This is a genomic window from Catenuloplanes nepalensis (assembly GCF_030811575.1).
Classification (GTDB): domain Bacteria; phylum Actinomycetota; class Actinomycetes; order Mycobacteriales; family Micromonosporaceae; genus Catenuloplanes; species Catenuloplanes nepalensis.
The window spans coordinates 50540-65376 of record NZ_JAUSRA010000001.1 but is presented as its reverse complement, the minus strand read 5'-3'; the positions used below and the strand labels follow the sequence as shown (position 1 = coordinate 65376).

Genomic DNA, 14837 nt, shown 5'->3' with positions numbered 1-14837 from the left:
GGACGCTACCGGGCCGCGCCGGGTTCCGCTCAGACCGCCGCCGGGATCGCCTTCTCCGGCCACGGGCCCACGTTGTGCGCGCGCAGCTGCCAGCCCCGGCGCGGGGTGTCGGCCAGCTCGGTCCAGTGACAGTTCTGCAGCGGCCGGATCGCCGCCATCACGTCGGCCGGCCAGGCCAGCACGTCACCGAAGCCCTGCCGGGCGGCACCGCCGTGGGTGGCGATCACCACGACCTTGCCGGAGTGCCGGTCGGCGATCTCGCGCAGCGCCTCGCCGACCCGCTTGCCGACGTCGTCGTTGCGCTCGACCTCCGCGCCGACCTCCGGATCGCCGCCGTTCCAGCGCGCGAACGCCTCCGGGAACCGCTCGGCGATCTCCGGATTCGTCAGACCCTGGAAGAGGCCGTAGTGCCGCTCGCGCAGCCGGGCGTCCTCCGTCACCGGCAGCCCGGTCAGGGCGGCCAGCGCGTCCGCGGTGTGCCGGGCACGCCGCAGGTCGCTTGCGTAGATCGCGTCCGGCTCGAGCCCGGCCAGCAGCGGCGCGGCGGTGCCGGCCTGTGACCGGCCGAGGTCGTTCAGCGGCACGTCGGTCTGGCCCTGGACGCGACCCTCCGCGTTCCAGTCCGTGTTGCCGTGCCGCCAGATGATCAGCCTGGTCACGCCGCCGAACCCGCGCCGGCCTCGGCCTCGACCAGGTCGCGGTCGACGAACGGGACGATCGGGCAGTCCTTCCACAGCCGGTCGAGGGAGTAGAACTCGCGCTCGTCGGAGTGCTGCACGTGCACGATGATGTCGTTGAAGTCCAGCAGGACCCAGCGACCGGCACGCTCACCCTCCTTCCGGACGGCTTTCGCCTTCTCCGGGAGTTTGAGCAGCTCCTCCTCGATCGCGTCGACGATCGCGAGGACCTGGCGCTCGTTCGGCGCGGAGGCGATCACGAACGCGTCGGTGATGGGAAGCTGGTCGCCGACGTCGATCACGACGACGTCCTCGGCCTTCTTGTCTGCGGCGGCTTGAGCGGCAGCAAGGGCCAGCTCGAGGGCTCGCTCGGGTACCGTCACCCGGGCTCCTTCCGTGGGTAGCGCAACAACCGTTCCAGGGTCTCACAACCAGGGACCGATCGTCTCCTCACTTCATCCCCAGATCGGACACAACGGGGCAAAACTACCCAGCGTACAGCCCTCGTTTGGCGATGTACTGCACCACACCGTCCGGCACCAGGTACCACACCGGCTTGCCGGCGACCACGCGCGCGCGGCACGCGGTCGACGAGATCGACATCGCGGGCACCTCGACCAGGCTCACCGCGTCCGCCGGCAGGTGCTCGTTCGACAGCTCGAAGCCGGGCCGGGTCACGCCGACGAACCGGGCCAGCTCGAACATGCGCTCCGCGTCCTTCCAGGAGAGCATCTTCGCGACCGCGTCCGCGCCGGTGATGAAGAACAGCTGCGCGTCCGTCCCGTAGATCGCGCGCAGGTCACGCAGCGTGTCGACGGTGTAGGTCGGGCCGGGCCGGTCGATGTCGACGCGGCTGACCGTGAAGCGCGGGTTGGACGCGGTCGCGATCACGGTCATCAGGTACCGGTCCTCGGCCGGGGTCACCGCCTGCCGCCCCTTCTGCCAGGGCTGCCCGGTCGGGACGAAGACCACCTCGTCCAGCCCGAACCGATCCGCGACCTCACTGGCCGCGACCAGGTGACCGTTGTGAACCGGATCGAACGTGCCGCCCATGATGCCGATCCGCTGCCCACGCTCACCCACGCTGACGATCTTCCCTCGCTCGGCTCGCCCCGGCAATCCATCGCCAGAAACAAGATCAAAATCAAGGATCCTCAGGGGGTACGGCCGAGAGCCGCACCCCCTGGCCCGCTCACACGCCGCGGGCCCTCAGCGCGCGCCGCATGTCGTCATCCGCGTCGGTGACCGCGCGCCGGACCGCCGGATGCAGGTCGTCACGCGCGAGCAGGCCGGCCGCCGCCGCCCGGGTCTCCGGCGAGACCGCGAACACCGGGAACGTCAGCGCGGCCAGCCGCTCGGCCGACCACCCGGACCGCGCCCGCGCCGCCTCCGGGATCTCCGCGAAGTACCGCGCGACGAACGGCGCGGTCAGCTCGCTCTGCTCCGGCTGCCAGAAGCCCTGCGCGTACGCCACCAGTGAGCGGTTGGAGAGCGACTCGTCCGTGTAGAGCCGCCGCCAGGCCCGTTCCTTCGCCGCCGGGTCGGGCAGCGCGGCCCGGCACGTGCCGGCCCACAGCTCACCGGCTGCACTGCGGTCCCGCGCGGACTCCGCCTCGATCTCGGCGGGGCCGGCCGCGCCGAGCACCACCAGACTCGCCAGCAGCCGCCAGCGCAGGTCCGCGTCGACCGCCAGCCCGTCCGGCACGCCGTCGCCGGCCAGCCAGCCGCGCAGCCGCGACGCGTCCCGGGTGGTGCCGATCAGGGACCGGGCCGCCGCCAGCTGCAGCGAGTGACCGGCCGGCGCGGCGGCCAGCAGCCGGTCGGCCGCGGCCGCGATCAGCAGCAACGCGTCCTCCCGGGCCGCGCCGGCGAGGTATCGGTCGACCAGCCGGCCGGTGAGCAGCAGCACGTCCTCCACGATGATCACCTCGCGCTCGACCGGCAGCGCCGCGAGCACCAGCGCGACCAGGTCCGCGACCGGGCGGTCCGCGTCCTGCACCGCGTCGATCATGGAGCTCCAGATCACCGCGCGGGTGAGCGAGTCCTCGATGCCGGGCAGCACCAGCGGCACCGCGGACGCGGACGCGTCGTCCAGCCGGACCTTCGCGTAGGTCAGGTCGCCGTCGTTGAGCAGCAGCAGGTCGGCCGCGCGCTGCCCGGCGAGCCGGTCCAGCACGGTGCGCCCGCCGTCCGCCTCGGGAGTCAGGTCGACCTCGAACCGGTCCCGGCACACCACCTCCGCGCCGGCCCGGTCGTAGAGCCCGATCCGGATCCGGTGCGGGCGCAGCGTCGGGTGGCTCTCCGGCGCGGTCTGCCGGACCGCCACCTCGGCCCAGGTGCCGTCCGGGCCCGGCGTGATCTCCGGGGTGAGCGTGTTGACCTGGGCGGTGCGCAACCACAGGTCGGCCCAGCCGCTCAGGTCACGGCCGCTCGACCGGCTCAGCGCGTCGAGCAGGTCGGCGAGCGTGGCGTTGCCGAACGCGTGCGTCCGGAAGTAGTCACGCAGGCCGGCCAGGAACGCCTCGTCGCCGAGGAACGCGACCAGCTGGCGCAGCACGGCCGCGCCCTTCGCGTACGAGATGCCGTCGAAGTTGAGCAGCGCGAGCGCGGAGTCCTCCAGGTCGCCGGGCGCGACCGGATGCGTCGACGGGCGCTGGTCGGCGGAGTAACCCCAGCCCTTGCGCCGCATGCCGAACGTGGTCCAGGTCTTCCGGTCGGTCACCTCGGCGATCACCCGGTAGCCCATGTGCTCGGCGAACGACTCGTTCAGCCAGAGGTCGTCCCACCAGCGCATGGTGACCAGGTCACCGAACCACATGTGCGCCATCTCGTGCGCGATCACGGTGGCCCGCAACTCGTACTCACTGTCGGTGACCGCGGAGCGGAACACGTAGTCGTCGCGGAACGTGACCAGGCCCGGGTTCTCCATCGCACCGGCGTTGAACTCCGGCACGAACGCCTGATCGTATTTCCCGAACGGGTACCGCACCTGGAACAGCTCGTGGAACCGGTCCAGGCAGCGCGCGGTGACGTCCAGGATCGCCTCCGCGTCCTTGTCCAGGTCGCCGGCGAGCGAGCGGCGGCAGTAGAGCCCCAGCGGGATCCCGTCGTGCTCGCCGCTGACCAGGTGGTACGGCCCCGCGATCAGCGTGACGAAGTAGGTGGCCAACGGCTGCGTACGCGTGAACGTCCAGAGCCCGTCCTCGCGAGCGGCCTCCGCACCGTTCGCGGCGACGAGCCACCCCTCGGGCGCGCGCACGGTCAGCGTGAACGGCGCCTTCAGGTCGGGCTGGTCGAACGAGGCGAAGACCTTCTCCGACTCGTCCAGGAAGGACGCCCCGTAGAGGTACACCTCGCCGTCCGCCGGGTCCACGAACCGGTGCAGTCCGTCGCCGGAGTTCGTGAACGCCATCTCCGCCTCGACCACCAGCGCGTTCTCCGCGTCGCCGGTGAGCAGCGAGGCCAGCGGCAGCCGGTTGCCGTCCAGCGCGGACACGTCCAGGTCGGTGCCGTTGAGCCGCGCGGAGATCAGCCGGTGCGGCTTGACCTCCACGAACGTCGGGCCGGGCGCGGACGCCCGGAAACGGATCGTGGTGCTCGATCGGAACAGCTCCGAACCACCCGTGAGGTCAAGGTGGATCTCATAGCCGTCGACGGTCAGCAGTGCGGCGCGTTCCACGGCCTCCGCACGAGTCAGGCTGCGCATCCGACCATCCTCCCCGCTCCGGCCCCGGCGGCAACCCCGGGTAACCTGTATCCCGCGATGTGACGTGGCGCACTGGTTCGCCGCGGCGTCGCTCCCCGATTCCTCAATTCCACATCCCCCAGGGAGACCTCATGACCACGCCTCACCCCAAGGGCGACTTCGACCTCTCCCGCGCGGTGTGGCAGTCGGCCGGGCCGGGCGAGGGCGGCGACGGAAGCTCCGTCGAGGTCGCCTTCGTCGACGACCTGATCGGCATGCGCAACGGCGCCGACCCGGACGGTCCCGTCCTCGTCTTCACCCAGGCCGAGTGGGACGCCTTCGTCGAGGGCGCCAAGGACGGCGAATTCGACCTGGAGTGATCGCCGGTCGCTCAGGCGACCCCGCAGACTCCCCCGTTGACGTGACACAGCCGAGGCGGCGCGTCCGCACCCGTGCGCTCGAAGTGGAGCCGCAGCGAGACGGACGCGCCCGCGCTCAACGGCACGGTGCTGATGAACGTGTAGAGCGCACCGTCCCGGCTCATCGTGGCCTGCGGCGCCGACTCCACCCAGAACGTGCGCAACTCGCCCACGTTCTCCTCGAACGCTATCTGCAGCGACCAGTGTCGTACCCCCGTGGTGGGGTTGGTTATCAGCACCTCGCCGATGAACGAGTCGCCGTAGGAGTTCAGCACGCGGAAGGTGCCGGAGGCGTCGGACCGCTGCCGGCCCGGCGCCTCCGCGCCCGCGATCAGGGACCTGTCTCCCACGCCGCTCGGTGTGGGAGCGCCGTAGCCCGGCACCCGGGACAGCTCGGGCGACCCCGGCCCCGGGCCGGACACCTGCGTCGGCTCGGCTCCGGGCGGCGCCGCGGCCTGCTGCGCGGCGTCGAACGGCACCAGCGTCAGCGCGGCGACCAGCAGCCCGGTCGCCACTCCGGCCACGGCCAGCACCGGCAACCACGGCACCGAACTCCGGTCCCGCTCGACCGGCGCCGTCCGCCGCTCACCGTGCCTCGCCGGCATGCGCTCCCCATCCACGTGTTCCGTCACGACCGAGTGAGATTAGCCGGACCGGCGCCCGGATGAACATGGCACGTACCGGATTGACCGAATCCAGGCTCGATCGTGGACGGTCGCGTGAGCGGTCTCACGGCCGGATGCCGATCAGGCCGAGCAACTCCGGCAGGCCGTCCACGCCGTGGCCGACCCGGCGCAGGCGCAGCACCAGCGCGGCCGCGGTCAGCACCGGCGGGCCGTCCGGCAGGTCCGGGTCGAGCCGCTCGCGGGTCCAGGACTCGATGTCGTCCCAGCTGAAGAACCGCTCCTGCCCGGCCGGGCGCATCGGCACCGGAGACGGCGCACCCGGCTCGGCGAACGTGCCGGTCAGCCACGAGCGGAACCACTCCGCGGGCCGCCCGAGCCGGGCCGCCGCCTCCGGGATCGTCACCTGGTCGCGCGGTTCCACCCGGATCGGCCGCAGCCCGACCCGCTCCAGGTCGTGCGTGGCCGAGACGATCGCGGTGGCGAGCCGCGGCGCCGACCGGTCGAACCACACCACGCCCACGTGCTCCTCCGGCGCGACCTCGACGCCGGGTGTGTCCGGCAGAGCGACCAGCGCGACGGTCTGCGCGTCGGTCGGCGGCGTGTCCACCACCATCCGGAACTGGAAGACCGGGGTCATCGGCCCCTCCGTCCGGGCCGCTTCGGGCGCGGCCGGTGCGCGACGTGGTTGTCCAAGAAGATCATGAGCCGGGTGCGCTGCCGGGCCGGGTCCTCAGCCCACACCGGGACCGAGATCCGCCGGGCGCCGGTCACGCACTCGACCCACCCCCAGAGCGGCCCCTGACCTGCCCGGATCGTCGCCAGCCCGGCGCGGCGGCACGCGTCCAGCGCGGCCTCGATGCCGGGGCTCGGATGCGCCTCCGTGACGTTCACCATGTGCCTCCCTCCGGCGGGCGCGGTGCCGGTGCCCGCCTCGTCGCGATCGTCTCCGGCCGCACCGTGCGTGGCCGGCCGTGCCGGGCGCGGCTCCCGCCCCGGCACGCACCACGATGCACCCGCCCCCGCCCCGCCCGGAGGAGCCACCGACCGGGGCCAACACACCTCCACCGTCAATGGCCTCCCTTACCGGCCCCCGTCCCGGCCGCGGCACGGCACGCCGCGGTGCCGCCGGCGGCACCCGGGAGCAGCGGCATCGCACGTGGGACCCGCCGGACGCGGGCGGGACGGCCGGGACGTGCCCGGTGGACCGGCCACGCCGCGGGCCGCCGGGCTTCCGCGCCGCCCACCCTCCGCGACACCAAAGCCCTCATACCGGTGCTGTATGTGGGCTTTCGCGACGTGCGGCCAGGCGGCGCCTGGGCCACGCCGCAGGCCGGCGGGGATCCGCCGAACACGATCTAGAGCGCGTCGTCGAGCAGGATCTCGCGCAGGTCGGCCGGGGTCACCAGGTAGACGCCGAGCACGCGGACCCGGGCGGCGCGACACACCTCGTACGTCGCGTGGAACCAGGCGCGGTCGGACGCGCTCACCGCGCCGGAGCCGAGCCGGGTCAGCACCACCAGCACGCCGCCGCCGGCCGGCTCGCCGGTCAGGGAGGCGGCGAACGCGGCGACCGTCCCGCGCGGCCCGTCGCCGTCCGCGAACGGCGGCGGCTCGTCGACCGGGCAGTGCACCCGCACCCGGTTGTCCCGGTCGCAGAGCACGAAGCGCACGCCGTATCGCGCGCGGTCGGCGCGGGTGAGCACCCGGGTCAGGTGCTCGTCGATCGCGGCCGGCGTGTCAAGACGCGCCTCGTCCATAGTCGACCATCGTTTCACCGCCGGGCGGTCGTGGCCATCCCCCGATAGCGCGCGAATCAGACCACCATGTCCGAAATATCAGGCGAGAACAGGCAGGCGCTTCTCGAAGCAGACGCTGTGCGGGTTGCCCAGGTAGTCCCCGTACGTCGCGATCGGCTCGTAGCCCGCGCTCCGGTAGAGCGACATCGCCACCGGCAGGTAGCCGCCGGTCTCCAGGCGCAGCACGCTGTAGCCGGCGCGGGCGGCCAGCTCCTCCAGCTCGGCCAGGATCGCGCGGGAGAAGCCCTGGCCGCGGAACTCCGGCCGGACGTACATCCGCTGGATCTCGGCCGTGTCCGGGTTGAGCGTGACCACCGCGCCGCACGCCACCGCGTGCCCGTTGACGATCCCCACCAGGTACGACGCGCCGGTGCGCACCGGGTAGACGACGTTCTCGCCGGACACCGTCACGAGTTCCCGCTGCTGCTCGACGATGAGTGCGTGGAGCTCGGGATCCGTGCTGGTGCGGGGCTCGATCAACATGGTCCGAGGCTAGTCGTGCCCGTTTTCTACGAGGTTTCGTAGAAATGGACCCGAGCCGTGGTGATCACGACCACTCGCCCTCGGAGATCTTCTCCGACCCCGGCGTGGCGATCCAGGCCGACTCCTCCGGGACGACCGTCCGCTCGCGCCGCGCCTTCCGGGCCGCCAGCCGGGCCGCCGCGGTGGGCCGGTGGTTCTTCTCCTCCAGGCGGATGTCCGTGCCGCGCGGACCGGTGAGGTACTCACCGACGTCCGGCTGCCACTCGAACTCCCAGGTGCCGATGCGCACCACGTCACCCGGCTTCGCACCGGCCTTGCCCAGCGCGTCCTCGACCCCGAGCCGGTTGAGCCGGTCCGCGAGGTAGCCGATCGCCTCGTCGTTGTCGAAGTTCGTCTGCCGCACCCAGCGCTCCGGCCGCGGGCCGCGCAGCACCCAGAGACTCTGCTTCTCGACCGCGTCCTCGGCGTCGAGGCCGGGATCGCTCTCCGCCGCGAGCAGATCCGAGGCCGCCTCGTCCCGGGTGAGCGTGAAGCCGCTGTCGTCGAACGCGACCGGCCGGATCACGATCCGGGACGGCTCGGCCGGGGCGACCGCGAGCCGGTTCTCCTCGACCAGCTTCGACAGCGCGAAGGTCAGCTCCCGCAGCCCCTCCCGGGTCGCGGTGCTGATCTCGAACACGGTGTAGCCGCGCGCCTCCAGGTCCGGCCGGACGATCTCCGCCAGGTCCCGCGCGTCCGGCACGTCGATCTTGTTGAGCACCACCACGCGGGGCCGGTCCTCCAGGCCGCCGTACGCCGCGAGCTCCGCCTCCAGCGTCTCGATGTCGCTGATCGGGTCGCGCTCGGTCTCCAGCGCGGCGCAGTCGACCACGTGCGCGAGCACGGCGCACCGCTCGATGTGCCGGAGGAACTCCAGGCCGAGGCCCTTGCCGGTGGCCGCGCCCGGGATCAGGCCCGGCACGTCCGCCATGGTGAACGTCTTCTCGCCGGCCTGCACCACGCCCAGGTTCGGCACCAGCGTGGTGAACGGGTAGTCCGCGATCTTCGGCTTGGCCGCGGAGACCACCGAGATCAGCGAGGACTTACCGGCCGAGGGGTATCCCACCAGGCCCACGTCGGCGACGCTCTTCAGCTCCAGCACCACGTCGAGCAGGTCGCCCGGCTCGCCCAGCTCGGCGAAGCCCGGCACCTTGCGCCGCGAGTTGGCCAGCGACGCGTTGCCGCGCCCGCCCCGGCCGCCGCGCGCCGCGTCGAAGCTCGCGTCCGCGCCGATCAGGTCGGCCAGCACCTCGCCGTCCGGCGTCAGCACGACCGTGCCGTCCGGGACCTTCAGCACCAGGTCGCGGCCCTTCGCCCCGTCCCGGTTGCCGCCACCGCCACCGACGCCGTTCTCCGCCTTGATGTGCGGCCGGAAGTGGAAGTCCAGCAGCGTGTGCACCTGCGGGTCGACGACCAGCTTCACGCTGCCGCCGTGGCCGCCGTCGCCGCCGTCCGGGCCGCCGAGCGGCTTGAACTTCTCCCGGAGGACCGACACGCAGCCGTGGCCACCGTTCCCCGCCTGCAGGTGCAGCACCACGCGGTCGACAAACGTTGCCACTTCCAACCCCTTAAAGATCAAAACCCATCCGGGGGTACGCCGAGGAGCGCGCCCGGGTAACTCAAGGATGCACGACGCCGTTTCATTCCGGTTTACGCGCATATCCTGTGCTAGCAAAAACACAGAGCGGGCCGGGGCACGCAGCCCCAGCCCGCTCCGAAAGACCGAGGATCAGGCCTCGACCGGCACGATGCTGACCGTCTTGCGGCCACGCGCGTTGCCGAACAGGACCGAGCCGTGGGCCAACGCGAACAGCGTGTCGTCGCCGCCGCGGCCGACCAGGTCACCCGGGTGGAACTTGGTGCCGCGCTGGCGGACCAGGATCTCGCCGGCCTTCACGACCTGACCACCGAAGCGCTTGACACCCAGCCGCTGAGCTGCGGAATCGCGACCGTTGCGCGAGCTGGAAGCACCCTTTTTGTGAGCCATGAGCTGCCGCCCTTACTTCTTGCCGCTGTCGATGCCGGTCACCTTGATCTTGGTCAGCGGCTGACGGTGCCCCTGGCGCTTGTGGTAGCCGGTCTTGTTCTTGAACTTGTGGATCCGGATCTTCGGACCCTTGGTGTGCTCGGCGATCTCGCCGGACACCGCAACCTTGGCAAGCTGCGCCGCGTCGGTCACCAGGTCATCGCCGTCAACGAGGAGCAGCGCCGCGAGCTTCACCGCGTCGCCGGGCTCACCCACCAGCTTCTCGACCTCGATCACGTCGCCCTCGGCGACCTTGTACTGCTTGCCGCCGGTCTTGACGATCGCGTACATGAGACGCGGACTCCCTGTCGTTGACAAGCGGCGCGAAGTCACAACGCAACCGCTGGCGGATGGTTCGGTGCTCGCGCCGAGCCTCTCTGCGAATCGAACTCAGACTGTGAGTTGAACTCCAGATGGCGCACGCGAACGCGGCGCACGAAGGTGCGCCAAAGGCAAGCGTACGCCATGACCCCCTGACCTCCCAACTCGGGTGCGAACCCCGCGCTGGTCAGCCGCCGCAGAGCTCGTCGAGCATGGCCTGCAACTGCTCCACCTGGCCGCCGCCGATCGCGTTCAGGTCCGCGGTCATCGTGCTCACCTGGGCCGCCATGTTCGTCAGCACCGCCTTCAGGCGGGCGTCCGTGGCCGCGCCCGCCTGGGTGCGCAGCGACGCCTCCCAGCCGTCCAGCGCCTTCTCCGCCGCGGCCTGCGCGGCCTTGCCGTCCGCGGTGTCCGGGCCGGCCTGGGCGAGCTTGGACAGCTGACCGACGTACTCCATCACCGCGGCCGAGCTGTCCTTGGTCACGGTGTCGCAGACCTGCTGCGCGTTGCCGCCGGCCGGGCCGGTGCCCTGCGGGATCGGCACGGTGCCGGACGGCGGCGCGGGCGCGGGCGCGGTGCCGGCCGGGCCGGTGGCGGCCGGATCTGAGGCGGCGGCGGGCACGGACGCGGCCGGGGACGGCACGGTGACCGCCGGCTCCTCATCGTCGGAGCAGGCGGCGGTGAACAGCAGCGCGGCGGTCAGCGCGAACGCCGCGGCGGCGGAACGGGAGAGGGACCGGGGGCGGGTCATGGGGATGCTCCTGGGTTGGGGCCGTCGACCGCCGTCGACCCTAACCCGAACCCACGCTCCCCGCTCACGTCCCACCCTCATGATCGAGGCGTCCCGCGGGCCGTCAGAACAGCACACGGGACGCCTCGGTCATGAACAGGGCAGGTCAGGGACGGGTCCGCCGACGGGTGCCGCGACGGGTCCGGCGCCGGGCACCGCTGCCGTCCTCGGCGTCGCCGGCGTCCTCGTCGTCCTCACCGAGCGCGTCCGGGTCCTCCGCACCGGCCAGCCGGATCGGCTCGCCGGTCTCGTCGTCCTCGTCGTCGCCGGCGGCCTCGTAACGGGAGAGGTCGTAGCCCATGGTGTCGTCGTAGCTGGCCGCCTCGTAGGCGGAGAGCGACGGCGCCGGCGCGACCTGCTGCAAGATGCCCGACACGCCACCGGTCACCGGCGGGGTGAACAGCGCAGCGGGCGTCTCCACCCGCGGCTGCGGCTCGGCCTCCAGCTCGATCGCGGGGGCGGGATCCGGTGCGACGTCCGGCTCGGCCAGCGTCGCCTGCGCGGTCGCCGACTCGGCCACCACCAGCTCGGCCGCCTTCCGGCCGCGACGACGGCCGGAACCCTCGCCACGGTCGGCACGCTCCGGGCGCTCGCCACGCTCCGGGCGCTCGGCACGCTCCGTGCGCACCGGCGACGGGACGATGCCCGAGGCCACCGACTTCACGCGCTCCCCGCCGCCGTGGCCGTGCCCGTTGCCGTTCTTCCGGTCGCTCACCGGCTCGGTGTGGATGACCAGGCCGCGGCCCTTGCAGTGGTCACAGGTCTCGCTGAACGCCTCCAGCAGGCCCGCGCCGATCCGCTTGCGCGTCATCTGCACCAGGCCGAGCGAGGTGATCTCGGTGACCTGGTGCTTGGTCCGGTCCCGGCCCAGGCACTCGGTCAGCCGGCGCAGCACCAGCTCGCGGTTGTTCTCCAGCACCATGTCGATGAAGTCGATGACCACGATGCCGCCGAGGTCACGCAGCCGCAGCTGACGCACGATCTCCTCGGCCGCCTCCAGGTTGTTCCTGGTGACGGTCTCCTCCAGGTTGCCGCCCGCACCGGTGTACTTACCGGTGTTGACGTCGACCACGGTCATCGCCTCGGTCCGGTCGATCACCAGGTGACCACCGGACGGGAGGAAGACCTTGCGGTCCAGGCCCTTGAGGATCTGCTCGTCGATCCGCTTGTCCGCGAAGATGTCGCCGACACCCGTGTAGCGGTGCAGGCGGCCGACCAGGTCCGGGGAGACGTGGGTGAGGTAGTCCTCCACCATGTCGTACGCGTCCTCGCCCTGCACCAGGACCTCGCGGAAGTCCTCGTTGAACAGGTCGCGGACCACCCGCACCAGCAGGTCGGGCTCCTCGTAGAGCGCGACCGGCGCGCCACCCTCGGCCGCCCGGTCCTGGATGTCCTCCCACTGCGCCTGCAACCGCTTGACGTCGCGGGCCAGCTCGTCCTCGCTGGCGCCCTCGGCCGCGGTGCGCACGATCACGCCCGCGCCGTCCGGGACCAGCTTCTTCAGCACGTCACGGAGCCGCTTGCGCTCGTTGTCCGGCAGCTTGCGGCTGATGCCCGAGGCGTTGCCGTGCGGCACGTAGACCAGGTGCCGGCCGGAGAGCGCGATGTGGCTGGTCAGCCGCGCGCCCTTGTGCCCGATCGGGTCCTTGGTGACCTGCACCAGCACGGAGTCGCCGGAGCGCAGCGCCTGCTCGATCGAGCGGGAGCGGCCCTCCAGCCCGGTCGCGTCCCAGTTGACCTCGCCGGCGTAGAGCACGGCGTTGCGGCCGCGCCCGATGTCCACGAACGCCGCCTCCATGCTGGGCAGCACGTTCTGGACCTTGCCGAGGTACACGTTGCCGGCCATGGTCCCGGAGGAGCCGCGGCTGACGTAGTGCTCGACCAGGATGCCGTCCTCCAGCACCGCGATCTGCGTGCGGTCGCTGGTCTGCCGGACCACCATGGTCCGGTCGACGGCCTCGCGACGGGCCAGGAACTCCGACTCCGACAGGATCGGCGGGCGGGTCCGGCGCTGCTCACGGCCGTCCCGGCGGCGCTGGCGCTTCGCCTCCAGCCGGGTCGAGCCGGAGACGCCCTGCACCTCGTCGGCGACCGCACGCGGCTCGCGGATGCGCACGACCGTGTGGACGCCCGCCTCCTCGGCCTCGTCCGCGTCGCCCGAACCCTTGCGGCGCCGGCGGCGGCGACGGCGGGTCATCGGCTCGCCGCCCTCCTCGTCCTCCTCGTCCTCGGACTCGGCGGCGGGCACGTCGGCCTCGGCGTCCTCGTCGCCGGCCTCGTCGCCGACCTCGTCGTCCGCGGTGCCACGGCCACGGCCACGGCCACGGCGGCCACGGCGGCGGCGACGGCGGTTCGCGGCCTCGTCGTCGTCCGACTCCGGGTCCAGTTCGTCGTCGACGTCGTCCGCGGTCTCGTCCGGCTCCTCCAGGTCACCGTCGGTGCGCCGGCCCCGGACCTCGGCGATCTCGTCCTCGTCCGGTTCCACCAGGTCCGCGACGGCGCCGCGGCGGCGGCGACGGCGACGCGTGGTCTCGACCGGCTCCGTCTCCTCGTCCGCCGCGATCGGCTCCGGCACGGCCTCGGCCGGCGGGACCAGCGCGACGGCCGGCGGCTCGGCCCGGCGGGTGACCGGCACGACCGGCTCCGGCTCGGGCGCCATGAACAGCACGGGCGGCGGCACCGCGGCCCGGCGACGCCGGGTGCGCGGCTCGTCCTCGACCGGCTCCGCGGGCGCCACGACCGCGGTCGTGGCACCGGACTCGTCCTCGGGCTCGTCGTCCAGCGGAACCACCACGATCGGCAGCTGATCCTGCGCGGCGGTCTCGGCCGCCGGTGCCGCGGCCTTGCGGGTACGGGTGCGGGTGCGGGTCGCCTTGACCGGCGCGGCGGGCGGCTCCTCGGCCTCCAGCGCGATCGGCACCGGGCTGATCTCCGGGTTCACGCCGGCCTGCGTCTCGGGGTGCGACTCCGCTCCGACCCGCTCGTTCGCGTCCATCGGCGGCTCCGCGGCGAGCGCCGGGGCGGCGGCCTTGCGGGTGCGGGTGCGGCGGGCGGGCGGGGCAGGCGCGTCCTCGGCGATCTCGCCGTCGGCCGCGGGGACGGCGGCCTTGCGGGTGCGGGTGCGCGTGCGGGTCGCCTTCACCGGCGCGGCCACGTCGGCGGACGCGTCCGTACCCTCGGCGCTTTTCGTCTGGTCTGCGGCATTTGCCGCACCGGCGGCGAGAACCGCGACAGCCTCGGGCGCGACCTCATCGGCCGGGTCCGCGAGAGCGGTCACGTCCGTCGCAGCGGTCTCGTCGGGCCCAGCCGTCACGTCCGCAACGAGGGCTTCATCCGCGGCGGCTGCCTCGTCCGCGGAAGCGGTCGAATCCGCAGCGACCACGCCTGAGGCAGCCGTCACGTCCGCGGAAGCGGTCGGATCCGCGGCGGCAGCGTCCGAAGCGGCCACGGTCTCGGACGAGGCGCTGGCAGCGCCCTGAGCAGCGGCATCGCCCTCATCGGCGGCGCCGGACTGGGTGCTGGCACCGGCGATCGGCGCAGTAAGACCGGAAATGTCCGAAGCGTCCGCAGCGATCGCCGGAGCGCTCTCCGGCGTGCTCGCGGCAGCGGCACTCGCCACCGCCGCATCCGCGGCAGCGGGCTCCACGTGAGCAGCGACAGGCGCCTCGAACGCAGCCGCCGCGGCAGGCTCGACCGCAGCATCCTCAGCGGGCACATCCGCGACAGCAGCTTCCGCCGGAACAGACACGACAGCATCTTCGGCCGGAGCAGGCGCGGCAGCATCTTCGGCCGGAGCAGGCGCGGCGGCGAACTCAGCTGGAACAGACGCGGCACCGGACTCGCCCGGAGCAGCGGCTTCGGCCGGAACGTCCGCGTCGGCGGCCTCGGCCGGAGCAGGCGCGGCGGACGTCTCGTCAGCCGCCTCGATCGGCGCGGGGCCGGCGTCGACCGGCACGCCCTCGCTGATCGGCGCAT

The 14837-nt window shown here is 72.7% G+C and carries 15 protein-coding genes; 1 reads left to right on the top strand and 14 read right to left on the bottom strand.

The window, feature by feature from the left end:
• Positions 1 to 29: 29 nt before the first annotated feature.
• From J2S43_RS00225 to pepN, 4 genes are all read right to left on the bottom strand, one after another.
• A complete protein-coding gene (locus J2S43_RS00225; RefSeq protein ID WP_306826402.1) occupies positions 30 to 659 on the bottom strand; it encodes a histidine phosphatase family protein in 630 nt (209 codons plus the stop codon).
• On the bottom strand, positions 656 to 1060 hold the full coding sequence (rsfS, locus tag J2S43_RS00220; RefSeq protein ID WP_306826401.1) for a ribosome silencing factor: 405 nt from the start codon (positions 1058 to 1060) through the stop codon (positions 656 to 658). The genes J2S43_RS00225 and rsfS overlap by 4 nt, the downstream gene beginning before the upstream one ends.
• A gap of 103 nt (positions 1061 to 1163) precedes the next feature.
• Entirely contained in the window at positions 1164 to 1760 is a 597-nt protein-coding gene (gene nadD / locus J2S43_RS00215) for a nicotinate-nucleotide adenylyltransferase (protein ID WP_306826400.1), read from the bottom strand.
• A gap of 109 nt (positions 1761 to 1869) precedes the next feature.
• A complete protein-coding gene (gene pepN, locus J2S43_RS00210; protein WP_306826399.1) occupies positions 1870 to 4383 on the bottom strand; it encodes an aminopeptidase N in 2514 nt (837 codons plus the stop codon).
• A 131-nt stretch (positions 4384 to 4514) separates the two neighbouring features.
• On the opposite strand from pepN, the gene J2S43_RS00205 reads away from it, so the two are divergent.
• A complete protein-coding gene (locus J2S43_RS00205; RefSeq protein WP_033340074.1) occupies positions 4515 to 4742 on the top strand; it encodes a DUF397 domain-containing protein in 228 nt (75 codons plus the stop codon).
• Between the two features lie 11 nt (positions 4743 to 4753).
• Here the strand turns inward: J2S43_RS00205 and J2S43_RS00200 are convergent, their stop codons facing one another.
• The 10 genes from J2S43_RS00200 to J2S43_RS00155 form a co-directional block, all read right to left on the bottom strand.
• Positions 4754 to 5386: a cellulose binding domain-containing protein gene (locus J2S43_RS00200; protein WP_306826397.1), complete on the bottom strand. Its 633-nt coding sequence runs from the start codon at positions 5384 to 5386 to the stop codon at positions 4754 to 4756.
• Between the two features lie 124 nt (positions 5387 to 5510).
• Positions 5511 to 6044, bottom strand: coding sequence for a hypothetical protein (locus tag J2S43_RS00195; protein WP_306826396.1), 534 nt, complete (start codon positions 6042 to 6044; stop codon positions 5511 to 5513).
• The gene (locus J2S43_RS00190; protein WP_306826395.1) at positions 6041 to 6301 is read right to left on the bottom strand and encodes a hypothetical protein; all 261 of its coding nucleotides are present in this window, start codon (positions 6299 to 6301) and stop codon (positions 6041 to 6043) included. The genes J2S43_RS00195 and J2S43_RS00190 overlap by 4 nt, the downstream gene beginning before the upstream one ends.
• Positions 6302 to 6762: 461 nt before the next feature.
• On the bottom strand, positions 6763 to 7164 hold the full coding sequence (locus tag J2S43_RS00185; RefSeq protein ID WP_306826393.1) for a hypothetical protein: 402 nt from the start codon (positions 7162 to 7164) through the stop codon (positions 6763 to 6765).
• A gap of 78 nt (positions 7165 to 7242) precedes the next feature.
• The gene (locus tag J2S43_RS00180; protein ID WP_306826392.1) at positions 7243 to 7686 is read right to left on the bottom strand and encodes a GNAT family N-acetyltransferase; all 444 of its coding nucleotides are present in this window, start codon (positions 7684 to 7686) and stop codon (positions 7243 to 7245) included.
• A gap of 64 nt (positions 7687 to 7750) precedes the next feature.
• Positions 7751 to 9283: a GTPase ObgE gene (gene obgE / locus J2S43_RS00175; protein ID WP_306826391.1), complete on the bottom strand. Its 1533-nt coding sequence runs from the start codon at positions 9281 to 9283 to the stop codon at positions 7751 to 7753.
• A 171-nt stretch (positions 9284 to 9454) separates the two neighbouring features.
• Complete coding sequence (gene rpmA / locus J2S43_RS00170) at positions 9455 to 9712, bottom strand: 50S ribosomal protein L27 (protein ID WP_306826390.1); 258 nt, start codon at positions 9710 to 9712, stop codon at positions 9455 to 9457.
• A 12-nt stretch (positions 9713 to 9724) separates the two neighbouring features.
• The gene (gene rplU, locus J2S43_RS00165) at positions 9725 to 10042 is read right to left on the bottom strand and encodes a 50S ribosomal protein L21 (protein ID WP_306826389.1); all 318 of its coding nucleotides are present in this window, start codon (positions 10040 to 10042) and stop codon (positions 9725 to 9727) included.
• 217 nt (positions 10043 to 10259) lie between these two features.
• The gene (locus tag J2S43_RS00160; protein WP_306826388.1) at positions 10260 to 10823 is read right to left on the bottom strand and encodes a hypothetical protein; all 564 of its coding nucleotides are present in this window, start codon (positions 10821 to 10823) and stop codon (positions 10260 to 10262) included.
• A 145-nt stretch (positions 10824 to 10968) separates the two neighbouring features.
• The gene (locus J2S43_RS00155) at positions 10969 to 13857 is read right to left on the bottom strand and encodes an Rne/Rng family ribonuclease (RefSeq protein ID WP_442320062.1); all 2889 of its coding nucleotides are present in this window, start codon (positions 13855 to 13857) and stop codon (positions 10969 to 10971) included.
• Positions 13858 to 14837 lie beyond the last annotated feature (980 nt).

Excerpts from the sequence above, each read along its gene's own strand:
- J2S43_RS00205 (WP_033340074.1), top strand. The coding sequence starts at position 4,515 with ATGACCACGCCTCACCCCAAGGGCGACTTCGACCTCTCCCGCGCGGTG.
- J2S43_RS00190 (WP_306826395.1), bottom strand. The coding sequence starts at position 6,301 with ATGGTGAACGTCACGGAGGCGCATCCGAGCCCCGGCATCGAGGCCGCG.
- J2S43_RS00155 (WP_442320062.1), bottom strand. The coding sequence starts at position 13,857 with ATGGACGCGAACGAGCGGGTCGGAGCGGAGTCGCACCCCGAGACGCAG.
- rpmA (WP_306826390.1), bottom strand. The coding sequence starts at position 9,712 with ATGGCTCACAAAAAGGGTGCTTCCAGCTCGCGCAACGGTCGCGATTCC.
- rplU (WP_306826389.1), bottom strand. The coding sequence starts at position 10,042 with ATGTACGCGATCGTCAAGACCGGCGGCAAGCAGTACAAGGTCGCCGAG.
- J2S43_RS00160 (WP_306826388.1), bottom strand. The coding sequence starts at position 10,823 with ATGACCCGCCCCCGGTCCCTCTCCCGTTCCGCCGCCGCGGCGTTCGCG.
- J2S43_RS00185 (WP_306826393.1), bottom strand. The coding sequence starts at position 7,164 with ATGGACGAGGCGCGTCTTGACACGCCGGCCGCGATCGACGAGCACCTG.
- J2S43_RS00195 (WP_306826396.1), bottom strand. The coding sequence starts at position 6,044 with ATGACCCCGGTCTTCCAGTTCCGGATGGTGGTGGACACGCCGCCGACC.
- pepN (WP_306826399.1), bottom strand. The coding sequence starts at position 4,383 with ATGCGCAGCCTGACTCGTGCGGAGGCCGTGGAACGCGCCGCACTGCTG.
- J2S43_RS00200 (WP_306826397.1), bottom strand. The coding sequence starts at position 5,386 with ATGCCGGCGAGGCACGGTGAGCGGCGGACGGCGCCGGTCGAGCGGGAC.
- J2S43_RS00180 (WP_306826392.1), bottom strand. The coding sequence starts at position 7,686 with ATGTTGATCGAGCCCCGCACCAGCACGGATCCCGAGCTCCACGCACTC.